This is a genomic window from uncultured Polaribacter sp. (genome assembly GCF_947497125.1).
Classification (GTDB): Bacteria; Bacteroidota; Bacteroidia; order Flavobacteriales; family Flavobacteriaceae; genus Polaribacter.
Genome location: NZ_CANMFI010000003.1, coordinates 158,121 through 177,739, shown reverse-complemented (window position 1 = coordinate 177,739; position 19,619 = coordinate 158,121). Strand labels below are relative to the sequence as shown.

General features: G+C 28.7%; 21 protein-coding genes and 1 other RNA gene. 6 read left to right on the top strand and 16 right to left on the bottom strand.

The genetic code is table 11. The features are described 5' to 3' along the window. Positions 1-18: 18 nt before the first annotated feature. A complete protein-coding gene (locus tag Q0678_RS06135; RefSeq protein ID WP_299055384.1) occupies positions 19-1,152 on the top strand; it encodes a hypothetical protein in 1,134 nt (377 codons plus the stop codon). Here Q0678_RS06135 and murC read toward each other — a convergent pair. Next, positions 1,149-2,501: a Mur ligase family protein gene (gene murC, locus Q0678_RS06130; protein WP_299055382.1), complete on the bottom strand. Its 1,353-nt coding sequence runs from the start codon at positions 2,499-2,501 to the stop codon at positions 1,149-1,151. The genes Q0678_RS06135 and murC overlap by 4 nt on opposite strands. Positions 2,502-2,570: 69 nt before the next feature. Further along, positions 2,571-3,557 carry a M28 family peptidase gene (locus Q0678_RS06125; protein ID WP_299055379.1) on the bottom strand — a complete coding sequence of 329 codons (987 nt, stop codon included), beginning with the start codon at positions 3,555-3,557 and terminating at the stop codon, positions 2,571-2,573. 78 nt (positions 3,558-3,635) lie between these two features. Here Q0678_RS06125 and kdsA point away from each other — a divergent pair, with 78 nt between their 5' ends. Both kdsA and Q0678_RS06115 read left to right on the top strand, forming a co-directional pair. Continuing rightward, positions 3,636-4,454, top strand: coding sequence for a 3-deoxy-8-phosphooctulonate synthase (gene kdsA / locus Q0678_RS06120; RefSeq protein WP_299055377.1), 819 nt, complete (start codon positions 3,636-3,638; stop codon positions 4,452-4,454). A 39-nt stretch (positions 4,455-4,493) separates the two neighbouring features. Beyond that, entirely contained in the window at positions 4,494-5,051 is a 558-nt protein-coding gene (locus Q0678_RS06115; RefSeq protein WP_299055375.1) for a hypothetical protein, read from the top strand. An 8-nt stretch (positions 5,052-5,059) separates the two neighbouring features. On the opposite strand, the gene Q0678_RS06110 is transcribed toward Q0678_RS06115, so the two are convergent. Both Q0678_RS06110 and Q0678_RS06105 read right to left on the bottom strand, forming a co-directional pair. Further along, the gene (locus tag Q0678_RS06110; RefSeq protein WP_299055373.1) at positions 5,060-5,281 is read right to left on the bottom strand and encodes a DUF3820 family protein; all 222 of its coding nucleotides are present in this window, start codon (positions 5,279-5,281) and stop codon (positions 5,060-5,062) included. Beyond that, a complete protein-coding gene (locus Q0678_RS06105) occupies positions 5,281-6,486 on the bottom strand; it encodes an NAD(P)-dependent oxidoreductase (protein WP_299055370.1) in 1,206 nt (401 codons plus the stop codon). The genes Q0678_RS06110 and Q0678_RS06105 overlap by 1 nt, the downstream gene beginning before the upstream one ends. Before the next feature lie 183 nt (positions 6,487-6,669). Here Q0678_RS06105 and ssrA point away from each other — a divergent pair. Further along, positions 6,670-7,063, top strand: a transfer-messenger RNA (tmRNA) gene (gene ssrA / locus Q0678_RS06100). A gap of 116 nt (positions 7,064-7,179) precedes the next feature. Here ssrA and Q0678_RS06095 read toward each other — a convergent pair. From Q0678_RS06095 to Q0678_RS06080, 4 genes are all read right to left on the bottom strand, one after another. Next, complete coding sequence (locus Q0678_RS06095; RefSeq protein WP_299055367.1) at positions 7,180-7,758, bottom strand: hypothetical protein; 579 nt, start codon at positions 7,756-7,758, stop codon at positions 7,180-7,182. 70 nt (positions 7,759-7,828) lie between these two features. Further along, a complete protein-coding gene (locus Q0678_RS06090) occupies positions 7,829-8,533 on the bottom strand; it encodes an ion transporter (protein ID WP_299055364.1) in 705 nt (234 codons plus the stop codon). Positions 8,534-8,589: 56 nt separating this feature from the next. Then, positions 8,590-9,693, bottom strand: a complete 1,104-nt coding sequence (locus Q0678_RS06085) for a trypsin-like peptidase domain-containing protein (RefSeq protein WP_299055361.1) — start codon at positions 9,691-9,693, stop codon at positions 8,590-8,592. Positions 9,694-10,027: 334 nt separating this feature from the next. After that, positions 10,028-10,279 (bottom strand): hypothetical protein, encoded by a 252-nt coding sequence (locus Q0678_RS06080; protein ID WP_299055358.1) that lies wholly within the window; start codon positions 10,277-10,279, stop codon positions 10,028-10,030. Between the two features lie 375 nt (positions 10,280-10,654). Here Q0678_RS06080 and Q0678_RS06075 point away from each other — a divergent pair, with 375 nt between their 5' ends. Beyond that, a complete protein-coding gene (locus Q0678_RS06075; RefSeq protein ID WP_299055355.1) occupies positions 10,655-11,350 on the top strand; it encodes a DUF4468 domain-containing protein in 696 nt (231 codons plus the stop codon). Between the two features lie 56 nt (positions 11,351-11,406). Here Q0678_RS06075 and Q0678_RS06070 read toward each other — a convergent pair whose 3' ends face one another. From Q0678_RS06070 to Q0678_RS06045, 6 genes are all read right to left on the bottom strand, one after another. Continuing rightward, entirely contained in the window at positions 11,407-11,751 is a 345-nt protein-coding gene (locus tag Q0678_RS06070; RefSeq protein WP_299055353.1) for a Lin1244/Lin1753 domain-containing protein, read from the bottom strand. After that, positions 11,744-12,010 carry a hypothetical protein gene (locus Q0678_RS06065; protein ID WP_299055350.1) on the bottom strand — a complete coding sequence of 89 codons (267 nt, stop codon included), beginning with the start codon at positions 12,008-12,010 and terminating at the stop codon, positions 11,744-11,746. The genes Q0678_RS06070 and Q0678_RS06065 overlap by 8 nt, the downstream gene beginning before the upstream one ends. A 2-nt stretch (positions 12,011-12,012) precedes the next feature. Then, complete coding sequence (locus Q0678_RS06060; RefSeq protein ID WP_299055347.1) at positions 12,013-12,297, bottom strand: helix-turn-helix domain-containing protein; 285 nt, start codon at positions 12,295-12,297, stop codon at positions 12,013-12,015. Between the two features lie 404 nt (positions 12,298-12,701). Then, positions 12,702-14,036, bottom strand: coding sequence for a phage integrase SAM-like domain-containing protein (locus tag Q0678_RS06055; protein WP_299055346.1), 1,335 nt, complete (start codon positions 14,034-14,036; stop codon positions 12,702-12,704). Positions 14,037-14,655: 619 nt separating this feature from the next. Then, complete coding sequence (locus Q0678_RS06050; protein WP_299055344.1) at positions 14,656-15,915, bottom strand: type II toxin-antitoxin system HipA family toxin; 1,260 nt, start codon at positions 15,913-15,915, stop codon at positions 14,656-14,658. A gap of 5 nt (positions 15,916-15,920) precedes the next feature. Further along, positions 15,921-16,184 (bottom strand): helix-turn-helix transcriptional regulator, encoded by a 264-nt coding sequence (locus tag Q0678_RS06045; RefSeq protein WP_299055342.1) that lies wholly within the window; start codon positions 16,182-16,184, stop codon positions 15,921-15,923. Positions 16,185-16,681: 497 nt separating this feature from the next. Here Q0678_RS06045 and Q0678_RS06040 point away from each other — a divergent pair, with 497 nt between their 5' ends. Continuing rightward, a complete protein-coding gene (locus Q0678_RS06040; protein ID WP_299055340.1) occupies positions 16,682-17,959 on the top strand; it encodes a hypothetical protein in 1,278 nt (425 codons plus the stop codon). A gap of 104 nt (positions 17,960-18,063) precedes the next feature. Here the strand turns inward: Q0678_RS06040 and Q0678_RS06035 are convergent, their stop codons facing one another. Then, positions 18,064-18,882 (bottom strand): 2OG-Fe(II) oxygenase, encoded by an 819-nt coding sequence (locus Q0678_RS06035; RefSeq protein WP_299055338.1) that lies wholly within the window; start codon positions 18,880-18,882, stop codon positions 18,064-18,066. Beyond that, entirely contained in the window at positions 18,875-19,597 is a 723-nt protein-coding gene (locus Q0678_RS06030; RefSeq protein ID WP_299055808.1) for a glycosyltransferase, read from the bottom strand. Before Q0678_RS06030 ends, Q0678_RS06035 begins: the two co-directional genes overlap by 8 nt. Between the last annotated feature and the right edge of the window lie 22 nt (positions 19,598-19,619).

Genomic DNA, 19,619 nt, shown 5'->3' with positions numbered 1-19,619 from the left:
TAGTTACTTTTATTTTTGATGACAAAAAAGACAGAAATACAATACAAAAAAGTAGAAAATAAAACCATAGCTTGGTTTAAAAATAAAAATCAATATCTAGTTTTAGAAAACACTACTGCGGCAATTTTAAAACAGTTAAATAACAATGTATTGGTTACTGAAATTGCAAAAGAAGTCTCTAAAACATTTTCATTACCATTAGATGAAACCATCAACTTTATTTTAGAACTAAAAAAAAACTTAACAGACACAGATGCTGATGTTTCTTCTAAAGAATCGATAAAATCTGAAGAAATAGCAAGACCAAATCTATTTGCATACACAAAACACTATCAGGTTAATAATACTGTTTTTAAAATCAACTATTTAAGCGAAAAAGAACTATCTCTTGTACATCCAAAATTTGCTCATTTAGACATTGATACTAGTTCTTCTTTTAACCATCAATTTGATGTTTTTATAGCCAATGACTTCATTTATTTATATGTTGATCATAATTTTATTGGAAGCTGGAATCATACTGAAGTCCATTATTTTCAAGGAAAGTTTTCAATGGAGTTTATTCAAAAAATTCATCAAAAGGAAGAAGATGAATGGATGGGTGTTTTTCATGCATCAGCAGTAAGTAATCATAAAAAAGCGGTGTTATTTTTAGGCGATTCTGGCAACGGAAAAAGCACTTCATTGTCTTTACTACAAGCAAATGGATATACTTGTTTGGCAGACGATTTTGTGCCTATCGATGTTAAAAATAAAGAAGTATATAGTTTTCCGGCAGCAATATCAATCAAAAAAAGCAGTTTACAAACCTTATTACCGCTCTACCCAGAGTTAGAAACAACTGCAGAATATCATTTTAAAAAATTGAATAAAATTGTTCGTTACTTAAAACCAAATAACACTAATTTCTTTGCGCATTTGCCCTGTAACGATTTGGTTTTTATCAAATATGAAAAAGATGCAGCGCTTACGTGTCATAAAATTTCTAAAATTGATGCATTTCAACAGTTAGTTCCAGATTCTTGGTTGTCTAAAAAAGAAGAAAATGCAGCCATATTTTTAGAATGGTTTTCTAACTTAAACTGCTATCAACTTACTTACTCTAATAACAACAAAATGATTGAAGCGGTTGCTAATATTTTTAAAGACTAAACCAAGGTTTTTACCTCATCAAAATCTAAGCCACCATAATTACCAGAACTCATTAATACAACTGCCGAGTTTTTTAAGTTTTCATTAAATAAAAATTCTTTAAACTCTGTTGGGTTTGTATAAATAATTAAATCGTCTCTTTCAAAAGCGGTAGCAATTTGTTTCGCTGTTACTGCTTCTAACTGTTTTATTTTTACAGCATCTGGCGAATAAAAAACCACTGCTTTATCTGCTGCATCTAAAGCGCTCTTGTATTCTTCTAAAAAAGTAGCATTTAAACTAGAATAAGTATGCAACTCTAAACAAGCCAAAACAGTTCTATTGCCATACTGCTCTTTTACCGCTTTTGTTGTAGCCGCTACTTTACTTGGGCTGTGTGCAAAATCTTTAAAAATAACAGTGTCTTTACTTTCAATAATTTTCTCTAATCTTTTACTTGCTCCTTTAAAGTCGGCAATGGCTTCATAAAAATCGTCTTCATCAATGCCCATATGCTGACAAATCCACTTTGCACCCGCTAAATTTTGAAGATTGTGTTCCCCAAAAATTTCTAACGGTAAATTACCTTCAGAAGTTTCTAAAAAAGTGGTTCCGTCTTCTATAAAGTAATTTGGTGTTTTGTAAGGATATTTTTTAATGTGATTGTTAGATGATTCTACAACCTCTTTAACAATGGTATCTTCTTCATTATAAACCATCATACCGCCGTTAATCATAGAATCTGTAAAAATTTTAAATTGTTCTACATAATTCTCAAAGGTTGGAAAAACATTGATATGATCCCAAGCAATACCACTTAATAAAGCAATATTAGGTTTGTATAGATGAAATTTCGGGCGCATGTCTATAGGCGAACTTAAATACTCATCTCCTTCTAAAACAATAAAATCGTTGTCTTTTGTTAAATGCACCATTGTTTCAAAGCCCTCTAATTGAGCGCCAACCATATAATCTACCTCTCTTTCATGATAGTTTAAAACATGTAAAATCATAGAAGTTATGGTTGTTTTTCCATGAGAACCACCAATTACAACTCTCGTTTTATCTTTAGACTGCTCATATAAAAACTCTGGATAAGAATAGATTTTTAGCCCTAAACTCTGTGCTTTTAATAATTCTGGATTGTCTTTTTTAGCATGCATCCCTAAAATGATTGCATCTAAATTTGCATCAATTTTACTAGGAAACCATCCAAACTCATCGGGTAATAACCCATATTTTTCTAAACGAGATTTAGACGGATTATGTATTGTATCATCACTACCAGAAACGTGATATCCTTTTTGGTGTAAAGCAATGGCTAAGTTGTGCATAGCACTTCCACCAATAGCTATAAAATGTATGTTCATCAAAAAAATTTATGAAAGGTAAAAATACAAAAGCTTGCTATAATAGCGACAAATGTATTTTATAATTTATTACTTTTCTTCTAACACGACTCTTGTAGGAGTATCTTTACCGCTAATAATACTTGCTGTTCCTTTGGCAACTGCCTTAATGGTTTCTGTAACTACGGCCACATCTAACGTTTCTACTTCATCAGAAACATTGTGGTAGTCTGTATCTGTATCTATTGGTGATGTAGAAAATGTATGCGAAGGAACGCCTAATCTTGCCAAAGAAGCATTGTCTGATCTAAAAAATAAATTAAATTTCTTATACGGATCTGGATGAAGTGTATAGCCAGAACCTTCTAAATTTTTCTGAACTATTTTACCAAAATCACTTCTTTCAAATCCTGTTAACCATGCTGTATTTGGACCAAAACTTGGTGTTTTACCTATCATTTCTAAATTGATTCCGGCTATAAACTTACTAACATCAATACCTTTCCCAAAGTGAGTAGAACCAATTAAACCCATTTCTTCTGCAGTAAAAGCAACAAAAAGAATCGTTCTTTCATTATTATCTTTTGCCTTAAAATATTCTGCTAGGGCCAAAACACCTGTTACTCCAGAAGCATCATCATTTGCACCATTATAAATACTATCTAATTGCCCTTCTTTTTTTGATATTCCTAAGTGATCGTAATGTGCAGAAACCACCACAATTTCATCTTTTTTAGTCTTTCCTTCTAAAACACCTATAATATTACTGGTTGTAAGTTCTTTTTTTGACCTTCTATCTGTAAACGTAAAAGTTTGTCGATAGTCAGATAAAGTATCGTATGTTTTTAAACCTATTCGTTTAAATTCATTTTCGATATAAACAGCTGCTTTTTCTATTCCTGCAGTTCCTGTTTTTCTCCCCTCCATTTCATCAGAAGCAAGTGTATACAAATGTTTTTTAACGATTACTGTATCTATTACTGCTTGGTTATTATTGGTTTTTTGAGCATTGGTATTTTCTTTACACGAAAAAAAAGACACTGCAAAAAGCACAAAAAGTAGGTTTATTTTGTTCATCTATATTTGTTTTAAGAGGCTAAATATAATCATTCATTGGCAAATAATATTTTGTACTTTTGTTAAAATTTTTTTAAGATGGATTTATCACTGATACCTAATATAAAACACACAAATTCAAACAACTTCTTCTTACTATGTGGGCCTTGTGCTATTGAAAGCGAAGAAATGGCGATGCGTATTGCTGAAAAAGTTATTACAATTACAGATAAATTAGAAATTCCTTATATTTTTAAAGGAAGTTTTAAAAAAGCAAATAGAAGTAGAATTGATAGTTTTACTGGAATTGGTGATGAAAAAGCCTTAAAAATATTACGTAAAGTCTCAGAAACTTTTCATGTGCCTACAGTTACAGACATTCACGAGGTATCTGATGCAGAAAAAGCAGCACAATACGTAGATGTTTTACAAATACCTGCCTTTTTGGTTCGTCAAACAGATTTAGTGGTTGCTGCCGCAAAAACGGGTAAGGTTGTCAACTTAAAAAAAGGACAATTTATGAGTCCGAGTGCCATGAAGCACGCAGTACAAAAAGTAAAAGATGTAGGTTCTAATAAAGCATGGATTACTGATAGAGGCACCATGTTTGGTTATCAAGATATGATTGTAGATTTTAGAGGAATTCCAGAAATGCGTGCTTTTGCTCCTACAATTCTAGATGTAACTCACTCTTTGCAACAACCCAACCAAACCGAAGGTGTAACGGGTGGAAGACCAGAAATGATTGAAACAATTGCAAGAGCGGGTATTGTTAATAATGTTGATGGTCTGTTTATAGAAACTCATTTCGATCCTGCACATGCAAAAAGTGACGGTGCAAACATGTTGCATTTAGATAATTTAGAAGGCTTACTAACCAATCTTGTTGCAATTAGAAAAACCATCAATAACTTATAATCTTCTCTAAGAATAGAAGGATTTAATAAAGTACCAATTATGAAAAATAACAATTCACTTCATTTTTCTTTTAATGGAATAACCAGTATTCTAATTGGCGCTTATTTATTTTTAGCAGGGTTTTTAATTGAAAGTATTTTAACAGGTTTTGTAACAGACAATCATCCTTTAGGAATGCTTTCTGCAGAAATTATTGAGTTTTTAATTATCGGAATTCTAATTAGTTTTTTCCTTTTTAGCTCTTTAGCTTTCTTTTTTAAAGCAAAAAGAACCGCCAAAAAAATAAATCTAAAACTTTGGAACCCTGACACAAAAAAAGCAGTCCTTAAATATAGTACTACTTTTATTTTTGGTTTTGTCGTCTTAATTTCGCTAACAAAAATGGGATTTATAAAATATATAACTCCTGCTTTTTTAATTTTCTACAGTATTTTGACACTTCTTTTTACAGGTAAAAAAGAAACAAACAAACTTCTATTAATGGCTTTAGGATTGTTTTTGGCGCTAATTTGTTTTTTAATTCCGTCTTACTGGTCTGCAGCAATCTCTATCTTAGCAATAGCTCATATTACCTATGGAGTTGTAACTAGAAAATAAAATTATACTTAAAACTTTTTTCTAATTTCTCTTACAATATCTTCTAAACCATTTAACTGAAGTTCATAAACCAGTTGCATTTGCTTGCCTAACTTACCCGTTGGAAAGCCTTTGTTTTTATACCAAACAATATAATGTTCTGGTAAATCTATTAAAAAAGAACCTTTGTATTTACCAAAAGGCATTTTCATCTTAGCTACATCGATTAAAAATTGTCTATCGTTTATCATTATTCTAAACCGTCTACAAAATCTTGTAAATAAGAAAAACGCGGAGTAAGTTGTCCGTTTTCTGTCATTTTAGCTCTTTCTAAAACGCCATCTTTATCATTATTAAAAAAAGCAGGAATTACATGTTGTAAAAACAATTCTCCAAAACCTTCACTCGCATCTTTAGGCAATTCGCATGGTAAATTATCTACAGACATTACAACAATGGCTTTGTTTTCTTTAAAATGCACCTCTTTTTCTGTTATTGGGTTGTACCCATAAATAGGATCTGCAATGGTAGATGCTTTTATCGTTGAAGCCACAGGGCCATCTACATCACAAGAAATATCGGCTACAAATTGTATATTAAAGTTTTTTGATTTTGCATCTTGTCTCGTAAATAAATAAGGTGCTCCGTTACCATAAAAATGACCAGCTATAAAAAAATCTGTAACCTTTGCAAAACGCATAAAATTAGAGTCATATTTCTCTGGGTGATTATAAAAATCAAAATTATCTATCACTTTACCATCAATGCGTTTATTATAATCTAAAACGTCTGCCAAACAATAAACAGGCTCTGTAAAAGATTGGGTTAAATATTGATCAATATCAACTTGTTTAATTTGCATTGCATCTAACATTTCTTTGGCGCCATAAGCTACTTTACCGTTACCTGTTAGTAATATTTTTATGTTTGATAGCGTAATGTTTTTTAATTCTTTAATTAATTGCTGTTGATTTTCTAATGTTTCTGCTTTGGGCAAGGCAAAGGTTTCTGTTTTTAAACCAATTGCTCTAAAACCATTGTAAGCACCTACAATACCTGCATAACGACCAAAACCAATTAAACGTTCTCCGTTTTCTTTTACAATTGTTTCATGATCATATAATTCTATGTTTTTAGCCAAAATGGCTTGTAATAACTTACGGTTATAAGGCTGTTTTTTTATAGTATGACTAAAGAAAAAATATTTTTTATTCGGAATTAAAGCATCAATTGGCACTTCTTTTACTCCTATTAAAACATCAGAATCAGAAATATTAGAAACTACTTGCAAACCACTTTCTTTATATGAATTATCATTAAAAACTCTAATGTTAGAACTTTCTACTTTAATGTCTGCTTGTGGAAATTGAGTTTTAAATTCTACTAATTTTTCTGGAGAAAAAACAACTCTTCTGTCTGGCGGATTTTTACGTTCTTTTATAATGGCAAATTTCATAATTGTTGGTGCTTAATTATTTGTTCGAAGATATTAGAATTTATAATGATAAGCAACTGTATTTTTTATACTTTTGCGCTGCGTTAAGGATTGCAACGACATCCTTTTTAACTTTTTTGTTAAAAAGATATAGTGAAAATCCTGACCATCTTTTTTGATTGGTAACGCCCAAATTGTTAAAATGGGGACGACTGGTTTTGACAGCAAGGACAGTGAATTTGTAAGCATACCGAGTTATGAAATAACACTCGTTAAACCTAATTTCAACTTTTTAAACGGCGAAGATAACTACGCTTTAGCTGCTTAATCCGAATTATAGTAGGATTGGCCTAGTCACGCAAGGCGTGAAAGCTTTATGTCCACGAAAAGCCTTGATTTACGGCGTTTCACTTTTGGGCATCGTAAAAGTAAATATAGAAAACCTGCTACTTCGACGGGTTTTTGAAACTTAAGAAGTTAAGCTAAAAACAGATTGTTCTTAATCAGTTTTTTGTCGAAAATTAAGAAAGAACTAAGTATGTAGAAAGCCTATTGGCTGCTTGTTTGGACCCGAGTTCGATTCTCGGCGTCTCCACTTTAAAAAACCTCAACTAACTTATTGACAGGTAGTTGGGGTTTTATTTAGTCAACTATTAGTCAACGAATCTTTAAAAGTTTAATTAGTTAATTTCTTTTTAACCATTTTTACTTAAGTTAATCTTGTGCATTTTTATAAGCTTCAGTCCACTTATGCAAGTTATCTTTAACTACCTTGTAAACATCCCAAAGCTTTTTTTTCTTGCCACTAAAAAGTCCTGTTGGTCTCTCAGGCAAAACAAAACCCTCATCTAATTCAATAAAAAACTCAAATATACTATCATCTAGCTCATCAACTTTTTTTGCTAAATCTTCTTTCCCTAATTGCTTTAACGCATCTATTATCTTAAATAATTGTTTTCTAGCATCTATAAAAGATTTCATTAATTCTAAAGTCTCGTTTACGTCTACTACATTATCAGACTGAGCTTCATCCACTAAGTCAAAAAAAGCCTTGTAAATATTCTGAGCAACATTAAAGGTCGCAGTAGGCCCTTTAATCTCCCAAGTTTTACATATTTTTTCTAACTTATTTTTATAATTTCTTCCTCCTGTTCCAGCTCCCAAACCTCCTACAACTCTTATAGGTGTTGAGTGTGAATTACCCATTAATCCATTCGAAATTGATTTACCATAGTTTCTACCAACTTCTCTTACTATCGACCTTACAAATACGTTTCCTAAATTATTACTCATATTTTTTCCTATTTTTTGCTTTTGTATATTTAGAATTATAATCTAATTTAAGTTTTTTAAATAAAAAAAATTAATCCTCTAATTCTCTTGCTTTAGATAGTGCTGTGCCAACTAGTCCAGCTGGAACAGCTACAATACCTATTCCAATAATAAGTACAAAAAAAGTAAATATTTTACCCCCTAAAGTAATTGGATAAACATCTCCATAACCTACAGTTGTTAAAGTAACAATAGACCACCAAGCACTATGAAAAATAGATTTAAAAACCTCTGGCTGAGCTTCATTTTCGAAAGAATAAATACCTGCTGACACTATAAAAAGCATAATTAATATTACAATAAAAAACAACACCAATTCCTCTTTAACTATTTTAAAAGCTACATTGAATCTATTAAGAGCTTTACTGTATCTAATTAATTTAAGTGCTCTAAATATTCTAAAAATTCTAAAAGCTCTTAAAAAACGCAAGTCTAAGAATCTATTTAAATAAAAAGGAAGGATTGCTAGAATATCTATAATTCCATAAAAGCTAAAGATGTAGCTTACTGGCTTTTTTGTGACTAAAACTCTTAATAGGTATTCAATCGAAAAAATTACAATACTTATAAATTCAAACTTCTCTAAGACTAACCTAAACTCCTCAGATATGTTTGGCAATGTCTCTAATGAAAAAGAAATTAAAGATAAAATTATTATAAGTTGAATGAAATAATCAAAATACTTTCCTTTTTTAGTAGTATTATCTTCTACTATTGCTCTAAGTTTCTTCTTCATTTTTTGATTTCAATTAACTCAATTACAAGAATATCTAAGTATTAGATTTACGTTGATTACTTAACTTTAACTAAAACAACATATTTAGATATTTCTTTAATCTGTTCTGTAAGAGGTAAAGATTTAAGTTTTGTGCCAGAGGGCAAATCAATGCGTTTTGGAAGAACATCTAATAGATTTGAAACGTAACTTGTTTTAATAGAATAAGCAACATTATCAGCTATATCTTTCCTTATTCCAGAGGAGTTAATCCCTATTAAATTAGCTTGTTCGTCAAATAATGGACCTCCACTATTTCCTCCTTGAATTGGAGCTGTAATTTGATATGTAGTAATGTTCCCATCAAATCCAGATTTAGAACTAATCATCCCATCAGTTACTTTAATTTCTTTACCCATAATTGATAAAGCCATTGGATAACCAAAAGCATACACTTTTGTTCCTACATCACTACCTCTGAATTTAAAATTATAAGGAGGTTGACTTACCCCATCAAAATTCATATCAAAAATCTTAAGAACCGCTAAATCATTTGCCTTATCTACTTGAACAACTTCAGCATTAAATTTATGCAATTCATCGTCTAACATAAATTCAACCTCAATTTTTTCTGCATCTTTAATCACGTGATGATTGGTAATTATGTGTCCAGATTTTGATATAATTACACCAGAACCATTTCCAGCCCATTCATTCCCATTAAGTTTCTTTTTTGGAATCTTTTTCTTTTTAAAATTTGGATTATATTTATAATTGTATGAGGTTAAACCAGAAATAGATTTCTTTATTGCTGAAGATAATAAACCACAACTTTTACCGTTACGGACTAATTTCACTCTCCCATCATAATCTAATAAATTTGCTGTTATGAAATAACACATATTATTTTCTTCCTCTGCAACTAGATATAAGGCAAGATTAGGGTTATCAATTAAATCTTGAGGGAAAGAATCATAATTTTTTAATGGTTTTTTTGTATTAACTACAGTATAACCAGCCTTTTTTAGATTTTTAACAAAAAAACGCCTCATTTCTCCAGAATGTTTTCCAATAATCTCATCTACAACAATGTATTTGTAAGAATCTATTTCTATATTTCGCACAGACTGTCCCCAAGAAAAAAAAGGAATAATTAATAGAACAAGTAGTAAATTTTTCATTTTTAATAGCTAGTTTTTAAACACAAATATAATTATTAAATTCAATTAAGATACCTATCCAATAGTGAAATAAACCCACTTAACCTCAATGAATTAAAAAAATATTAGTGATAATTTAATTTTTAACTTCTCTAAAACTTTTTAAGAATAAGCTCGGTAATTGGACTACGTTGTTTGGAAGTAAAAACATCAAAATGTTTATAATTACATAGTTGAAGTTTTTCTGATATGTTACTAAGCTGATAATCGGTATAATAGGAAATTATCTTATTATTAGTTTTCTTTTGAAATCTAAAGAATCAATAAATAAATCATTTTAACAATTGTTTTACGATTATTTGACATCTATTAAATCCTTGGCCTTTTCATAGTATGTTCCGATAGCTATATTAGCAATAGCGACACCTCCAACTCCTTGTGAACTCAATAAACCACCCAATAACTGTATCATTGTGTCATTCTGTTGAAGTTCGAGTAGTTTAAAATTTTCAGAATTTACGGCATTTACAACACCTCCCTTTTCTTTTATAAATTTTTCTGCTTCTTTTCTTTTAATTTCCTCTGGTGAGTCTGAAAAAAATCCCATAGTTATTTGTTTTTAAATTATTAATTGTTAAAAATAACAAACATTTACCAAAACTAATAGTAAATAATTGGGATTTTATAAAACTAAAATCATTATCCAAATTACAATACCAACTATAGAGAACCAAAAAAAGTATTGAGCAATCTTTATAGAACTTCTCTTTTTTTTCTTATTTCTTTTTATTTATTTTTATTTCATATTCTTTTATCTGTTCTTATCTCTTTTTATTTGTTTTTATTTCATATTCTTTTCTTTATTATTATTTCTTTTTATTTGTTATTATTTATTCTTATTTGTTCTAATCTTATAGCATTGCGAACGTAATGCGAATGCACTTAAAAAAAATATTATTTATATTTGAATAAAGAAAACACTATGAAAAAATTTCTAATTCTATCTATCTTCTTTTTATCTATCCAGCAAGTTTCAAGTCAAAACTTTTTAGATGAGTTGAATAAAATTAAAGATTCTATTTTAAATTTAGACATTAAAGAAAGGTCGATGACGGCAACAGTAGACGCAATTGGTAAAAGTAAATCTGAAATATTTTCAATAATCAATAAATGGGTTTCAATAAATTACAACTCTGCAAATGATGTAATTCAGATGAATGATAAGGAATCTGGAATAATGATAGTTAAGGGATTAAGTACTGTAAGTTTTATTAACCCAACAAGAGCAATTTACCCAAAAACTAAAGCAATACCAATAGAAAGTAAAATGTTGTTAAATCATCTTCTTGAAATAAAAGTAAAAGACAATAAATATCGATTAATTTACACTATTTCTAGTATAGCAGACAACACTCCTAAAAACACAATGTATACAAATCCAAACACTTTTAGTTGTATTAATTTCAAAGGTGTAACAGAGGAATCAATAGGCAAATTCAATTATTATTGGAAAGAGTATTTTAAAAAGTCAATGATGAGTAAAAAGAGACAAGTGAAATACCTTGCACTCAGCAAACCAACTTTCGATGAAATTAATATTAAAATAGCATTATCATTTGTTTCTAATTTCAATTCAATAACAAAAATGGTAAATGAAAGTTCTAACGATGATTGGTAAATTAAAAAAAGGAGTAACAACTAAGCTACTCCTTTCAAAACCTATTAGATTAAATCCTAATTACCATAACGTCTATTTGCACTTGCTCTAGCTTTCTCAGACTTCTCAGTTATCTCTTTAATAGACTCTAGAACTCTTTTATTAGACAATACCTCATCTTGTATAGTAAACAAATCAAAGTCGTTTAAAACCGAATTAATCACATCCTTGTCATAACTAATAGCAAAAGAAATAAAGTCTAAATCATATTCTAATTTACCATTATTTTGATAAAGTAATTCAATTACTTTAAAAAATATACCATAGCCTACAACTGGATGTTTAAAATCTAACTTCTGCATCTTGTGGTCATTACAAGTATAAAAATCGTGCTTAAACCAATGCTTCATAACCTTATTCATCAAAACTAAATTTTAATTGGTTTTTCATTGGGTTTAAATTAGGATTAGTAGACAGATACCAAGCTTTAAAACCAGTTTCTTTGCATTTTTGATGACATACCTCATACAAGTAACCGTTATTTTCTAGCTCTCTTTTATGTCTAGTAATACATTTCTGTTTAATATTCAAAGTTTGCTCTAACATACTTGCTGTTGCAATGTTTGTTAAAAGGTATTCATACATTCTTTGAATCTGAGATTTATCTTTTAATCTGCTCATATTTAATTAGATTTAAGTTTAACAATTGCATTCTCTACTTCATTCATTTTGAAGTAGACCCTATTTCCAATTTGATGAGGTTTTAATATTCCTCTTTTGCTCCAGTTATGAACTGAGCTGAGGTCTATTTTAAGCATCTCTGAGACTTCTTTTCTTGTAAGATACTCGTTTGGTTGTTTTGGCTGTAAATGTTTCTTAACAGCTTCTAATTCGGTTTTTAAAACTTGTCCGAACAAGGTTTTTAAGTCGTCTATTGTAAGACCAACTAAATTAAAGTTATTGCCCATCGATTAGTAATTTTGATGGTTAATATTACAAGCTAAAAATAAAGTTTATCTAAAATATTTTAAAGAAAGCTAATTGTCATTTTTCTATTAGGAATAATTTAATTAGTTTTGTTTAGCGGATTTAAACTTACAGGTAAAAAATCCTTTTCAAAATATATTAGAGCTACTTTATTGTAGCTTTTTTTTTGCGTAATACAATTTATTGCTATTGTATTAGTGCCATATCCAAAGATTGCAAAAAAAGGGATGAATTAAAAACTCTACTTATTCACAAAACCTAGTAATTTATTCACAAAAACTATATTTTAAATTACTGATTATCAATTAGTTAATTTTTAAAGAGCTGATTATCAGACACTTGAAGAGGGGTGTAAAATGATTAAATAAAGTCAATTAGCGGTAAATTAATTAGCTTTCTTTATGATTTTGAAGTCTGTCTTTTGTTGATTGGAATTCTTTTTCTTTTTACCTAGCTTTTGCCATATTTTAGCAAGTTTAACACTATAATCAATCGGTTCTTTACCTATGTAAGTTAGAAACATTTGCTCTGTCTTATGAGCTGTAATATTCATTAAAATTGGAGTTGGGTAAAGTTCTGTTGCATAATGGTTGGAGGCAAAAGAACGTCTGCAGATATGAGATGATACCAGTTCGTGTTTTGGGTACTCTCCAGCTAAATACCTTTTCTTAACCTCATCAAACTTATTACCTTTTACTATTGTATCTATTTTGGCTAGTTTACAAAGTTGTTTAAGGTATCTATTAAATAATGCTTTACTACTTTCTAAGTTGTTAGTAAAGACTGGAGGAAATTCTCCATCTCTTTTGTCTAAAATAGTCTTTACTTCAAAATGAATAGGTATCTGAACAAGTTGTTTTGTTTTTTGTTGTGTAAGTACTATAAAGTCAAAATCTTGAATATGCTGAATAAACCCTCTATTCATTCTTAATAAGTCAGAAACTCTTTGCCCAGTAAAACACCCAATGATTAACCAATCTCTTGCTATCTTGTGATTTTCATTTACAAACTCTGTATTTTTAATTTGCTCAAGCTCATTAAGAGATAAAATTACTTTTGGAGCTTCAATTGAAAAACCTAAAAATGATTTAAGTTGGCTATTTACTTTGTGACCATTCTTTTCAGCATCCAAACAAATACTTTTAACAAACTTAAGATAACGACCAATTGTATTATCACTTAATTTATCAACTTCTTTTAAATAGTTAATTAAATCGATTCTAAAGCTGAGGTTTACATCTGTTATTTTTGTCTTTTGTTTTTTGTAATTATCGAAAGCAATCAACTTATTTACTATTGTTTGATATTTTTTTTTAGTAGCATCAGTAACACCTATTTTCTTAGTTTTACTATTAGATTTATACTCAAGATTATCTAAAAACTTTTTACCATAATCTACCAAGTAATCAAGTTCTTCAATTTCTGATTTATTAAAATGTAAGTTTATTATTGACTTTAGCCAATTACCATCAATATTCTCTCCATTTGTTTCGGAAATATTTACTTGGTCAAGTACAAAAGAATTTAATCCTCTCAATTGAGACGCTAAGTTTTTATTCTCTGCTGTTGTTTGTTTTGGATAACCTTTGTCACTCCAATTAATAGGTTTAATACTTAATGAAGTTTTTCTTTTAAACACTTTACCTCTACCTAATGAAAGTCTTAAATAGATAGGGGCATTATTTGACTTACTTTGTAAAATGTATTTTATAGTTGCCATAGATAGTTATTGAATAAATCAAATTTAATCAAATAAAAGAATCTAGTCAACATTTAGTCAACATTTAGTTAACTTATTTAAAACTGATTCAATTCAGTTCAACAAACAAAAACCTTATAATATAATGGTATTTATTGAATTAATTAAAGTTATTGATGTTTTAAAGGGAATAGTAAAAATACAAAATAGAAGTGTTATACTCTCGGCGTCTCCACTAATAAACCCTTATAAACCTAGTGTTTGTAAGGGTTTTTTATTTGTGTTGATAATTACACTCCACTTTTAGTTTCCAACAATTACCTGCTAAAACCATTTGTGAAGTAAGAAAAGTAAAACGGCTGATTTTACTAAGAAAATGAAAACTTTAGTGGCTAACTATAATGATAGAAGTGTAAATGATATTTCATAAAGTGAAGTTTATCAAGACATATTTACTGAAGCTATGAGTTATAAAAAATATTGGAAATAAATATAACTACCTATAAAAAATAAATTAATTGGCTGCTTTTTTCAGAAAGCATTTTACCAACCTTACCTGCTTCAGCTATGCAAAATTCTCACTAAGTCGTTATACTTCTTTATCTCAAATCTTTGCTTGTTTCATTTCGTTAAGTTGGTTTTACAAAAGTTTAATCTCTTTTTCAATTGAAGTAATTATATGCGTTTGTATATTTAGCTCTTTTGCAATCTTCATCCATCTAGGAATAAGTGCTTGCACCTCTCCTATTACACCTTTAGGGTTTTTGATAGAAAATGTATCAGCAATTACTAATAAGTCTTTTAGTTTAATTCCTGATCGCTTACCGTTAATAGAGAGTGCTCTTGCTATTGTTTTAAAAGTTAACAAAGGATTTAAAGCAAAAGTTACATCGTACGCAGGACATAAATTCCAACTATTACTTTCTTTGTGATATATAAAACTATGATTTTTTAAATGATCATCTACATTTCTAAAAATTAGATTAAACACCATACGTTTAAATAATTGTTGTAAATCTTTATGCGGAACACCTAAACTTAAAGCTACTTTAAACACATTCTCATAAGAAGACTTTTCTGGCTGACTTTTAAAATCCCAACCTGTTAAACCAGTTACTGTAAGTACGTGTTGTTTTTCTCCATTTTGCCTATCATATCTTAATGTTGCAAAATGTTTATCATCTATTAATTTAGAAGGCATCATATCTATACCTGCTTCTTTAGCTAGCAAGTAATATACGTATTCTACTTTTTCCTTATTATAACCGTCAGTATCATCAATATGTAATTTTACCAAATAATGATTATAGTGCTCACTAATCTCTCTATCTCCAGCAATTATTTCTCCTGTTTCTTTATGCTCAGAAACTAAAATTTTAGGTCTTGCTCCACCTGCAGATGTTCCAATTTTGAAAACGTTTAATAATGCTAATTCGCTTAAATTTTCTCCTTTAGTATCTTTTTTAAGCTTTAGTACTTTTTCTAAAATAGTAATCACTTCATCTATATTAACTTTAGATGTATTGGGTAATTCTTTTATGGGTTTATATTCTAACGCACCCATTCCACGATCTGCAACATAAGCTAATTGCTCTAGTGGAGTTACTTTTGTTATACCTCTTGCAGTTAACCATTCTTGAAATATAATATTACCAAACGTATCTGGTAAAGAATCTGCTATCATTGGTGGTAATCCTTGAAAAGTATCAATTTGAAATTCTGAAAATACCTGTGCTGGTTTTATTCTTTTAAAAACAAAAGGGAATAAATTTGAAAATTGATTGGAATCTAAAAAATCAGGATTGTATTGAAAAAAAGATTTTCCTTGATCTAAATCAACTCCTAATTTACCGATCTCTACACCAAATGCAACGATATCTATTATCTTTTCTCTAGCCATAGTTATTAGTATAATGAAATATTATTTTCGTCTTCAATTGTTTTATCAATTCCTTTTTTTAAGGACTTTAATAAGTCAAAGTGATTCGCTATTTTTAAAACAGTATCTAGTGTTGCGTTCTTACCATTTTCAAACTTTTGAATAGTATACCTAGACAAACCAATAGCTTCACTAAGATCTTCTTGAGACATATTATAACCTTGTCTTTTACTTTTACAAAGCACTCCTAATTTTAACTTCACCTCCTTAATTGTAACAAAATCAATCATAAGTTGTTTATTATAATACACAAATATAATAAAAATTATATAAATGTTTATTATAGTAAACAAAATTGATTGAAATTGATAAGTAAAAATAAGTATGAGAAAAGAATTAAAAAATGCGTAAGACTTATTTACAACCTTACCTCCTTCAACTACGCAAAATTATCACTAAGTCGTTACACTTTGGCATCTCAAAACTTTACTTGTTTCATTTTGTTATATCTTACTATATAAAAACTTATTTGCAAGACATAAAAAAATCCACCAAACCCTAATAAAATAGTACTTGTGAGGGTTTATTATTTGCGTTGATAGACAAAACGGTAATTTTTATTTTGAATTAGGAATAAGCTATAAATTGCATTCTATATTTTACCAATACTTTAGGTTTCTAGATAAGATTACTTGTATTTTAACTAAAAAGGCTTAATTTAGAAGAACATTATTTTTTGATATTAAAATAGGTATGTTACTTTAAAACTCCCTTCAAAAACATTCAAATGCTAAATGAAAACTCGCAACTTTTAATTGATCTTCAAAAAAAATCTAAAATAACTATTAATAAAGTAAGTGATCTTAAATATTTAAAAGAAGAAATAGCAGCTGCTACCAATAAAGATATTTCATTTAATACATTAAGGAGGCTTTTTGGTTTTTTACCAAACACTAAACCTTCTCAAAAAACACTCAACACCCTTTCTAACTATTTAAATTTCAACAATTATTCTAGTTATTTAAACAACAAAGAGGTATTTGATGAATGGTATATTTACATGAAAGTATTACGCTTACAACTAAATGACCATGTTTTAAATTTAGAAGACATGCATTTTATAAATACAGCTTTAAAAAACAACAATAATATTATTGCCGTCTCTAACTATGTATATTATTTAATTGATGAAAAGAAAATAACTTCATTACACATTTTCTTTCAAAACTTTAATTACAAGAAAATAAAGGTTGGAAATTTATTAAAATTTGCAATCATATGTTCTTATGGGTTTTATAAATTGTCTGAAAAAAATATTTTAGAGATATATAAAGAGTTAATTATTTATGATAGCTTTAGAATAACGATTCCTTTTTACTTTATTGATTATAGAAATCTAAATGGCTACTATATTCAAGTAATAAAATTGATAAAAAAAGTAACTAAAAGTAACTCTGATATTTTATTTTGTGAGTTGATGGAGTTTTATCAAAAATATTACTCTAATAAAGAATACAAACATATTGAAATAAAACTTCCTAAAGTTAACCATGAATTACACCCCGTTCTTAGAGGTAGATTTTATGGATATAAAATACTATTTACTGACAAACTTGATGATTCTTTAAAAAATGAAATTTTAGAAGCTGTTAAAAAGACCAAACCAGCCATTTTGTTAATTGAAATATTTCCATCTTTAGTAGTCAAAGAAGAATTCGAGTTTTTAAATGAATTATTAGAAAATTTTTACGAAGAAATATTTGATACCGATCGTTGGAGCTCTAAAAGCACAGATGCAAATTTTTTAATAGGTATGGCAAATGTTCATATTTACAAAGGGAATTTAAAGGCCGCAAAAAGCAGTTTAGAATTAGTAGAATTAGACAAAATAGAACTGGCTTACACAGATTACATTGCCCTTTTCTATTACCTAACAAAAGTAAGACTCTGTTTTTCTAAAAATGATAAAGACAAATTACAAGAAAGCTATTCTTGTTTGTTAGAATTAGAAAAAAACATGGGCTTTAAAAAATTTAGTGCTGTCTCTAAAAAGTACCTGAAATAAAATTTTATCCTCTATTTAAAAACTTACACAAAACAATAATTAAAAAAGATTTCATTTATTAAAATAAATGCATTCACCTTTTGTTTCAAATTAGCTCTCAATAGCTATTTTTTATATTGGTGAGGGTTTTCTCTAACTCCCTTTTTAAAAAACTTTCGCAAACCAGATCTTACTGTATTATCTACTTGCAACATAAAATCTTTTATCTTTTCTTCTGGCCTACCTCTAAAAGTGGTAACATGAAAAGTATCTGAAGCCAACAAAGGAGTATCAGAAAAATAATAGTTAGAAATACAACAACGAACATCCTCCTTTAAAACTTTACTAACAGAATGCCAAGATTTTTGATGCGTTGTCATTACAACCAATCTGTTAAATTTACTAATTATTGATATGGGATTATTTTTTAAACCTTTAGGCCAAATCTCTAAATTACCACCATGCGTATTTTGCCAATTAGGGGTAACATAATACAGTAAATTTAAAACACGCCATCTATTACGGTCTTTATCATGTGAATTATCTAAATGTGGATTCAGAAAATTATTCTTACCCATTAAAGAAAGTCCTCCTGCATATAAATTTTCATCAGCAAAAACAGCTTCTAGATTACAAATTTCAGCAACTAAATCAATAACTTTTTTATCTTGAAAAGCATAAATAACCTCCTCTAATAAAGCATTATAATGGTTCATTTGAAATGCGGTAAACTTATATTCTCTTAAACTTTTTCTTTTAATGGTATTGCCTATGGATGGAAATGTTTTATAAATTTCTAAAACAAATTCATCTGGCAACAGATTGTCAATAACAAAAAAACCAACTTCATTTTTAGTTTCAGAAAATTGCTTTTTAAGGTCCTCTTTTCGGGACAATAACTTTTCTACTATTAATGTTGCAATTTCTTTTCTTGATTTAACCATTCAAAATTTTTCTTAAAGAAAATTTAATAAAAACTAAAATATAAAAAAAAGGATACATAACCGTATTGGTCAATGCTGTTTTTAAGACAACTTCTTCTTTGTAAGTAGCTAAATCTCCTTTTTTAGAAATACCATCAGAATTACATTTTGCTATTAAGAAATCAATTATTAAACATTTATAGTCATTTTTAAACAACAAAAGATGAAACCAATAATCTGAAAAAATTGGATATTTAAGACTGTATTTTGTATTGGTAAAAAGTTCCTTTTTGTAAAAAGTACCCTGGTGATGAAGTCCGTTTCGTAACCAAATAGAAAAATTCCAGATAGGTTTTTTAACCACTTTAGTTTTGTTATAAATAAAAGGACTTGTCTCTCCTTGATAAATTACTTTACCAGAAATTAAAGAACTTTTTGTGGTAGCTACTTTCGAAAAAACACTCTCTAAAACATACGGATTTTCTAAAAGATCTCCACTTCCTAAAAAATACAACCATTCACCTTGAGATTTTAAGATACCTTTATTCATTGCATCATAAATACCTTTATCTTTTTCTGAAATAAAATAAAATGGCGCTACTAATGATTTTAAATACGTTTGTGTTTCTAAATTAGACCCGCCATCTATTACCCAAACTTCAAAATTAGTAAAAATTTGATTTTGAATACTTTGTATTGTTTCTTTTAACCCGTTAAGGTTATTAAAAACAGGAATAATGATGGTTAGTTTAGTATTG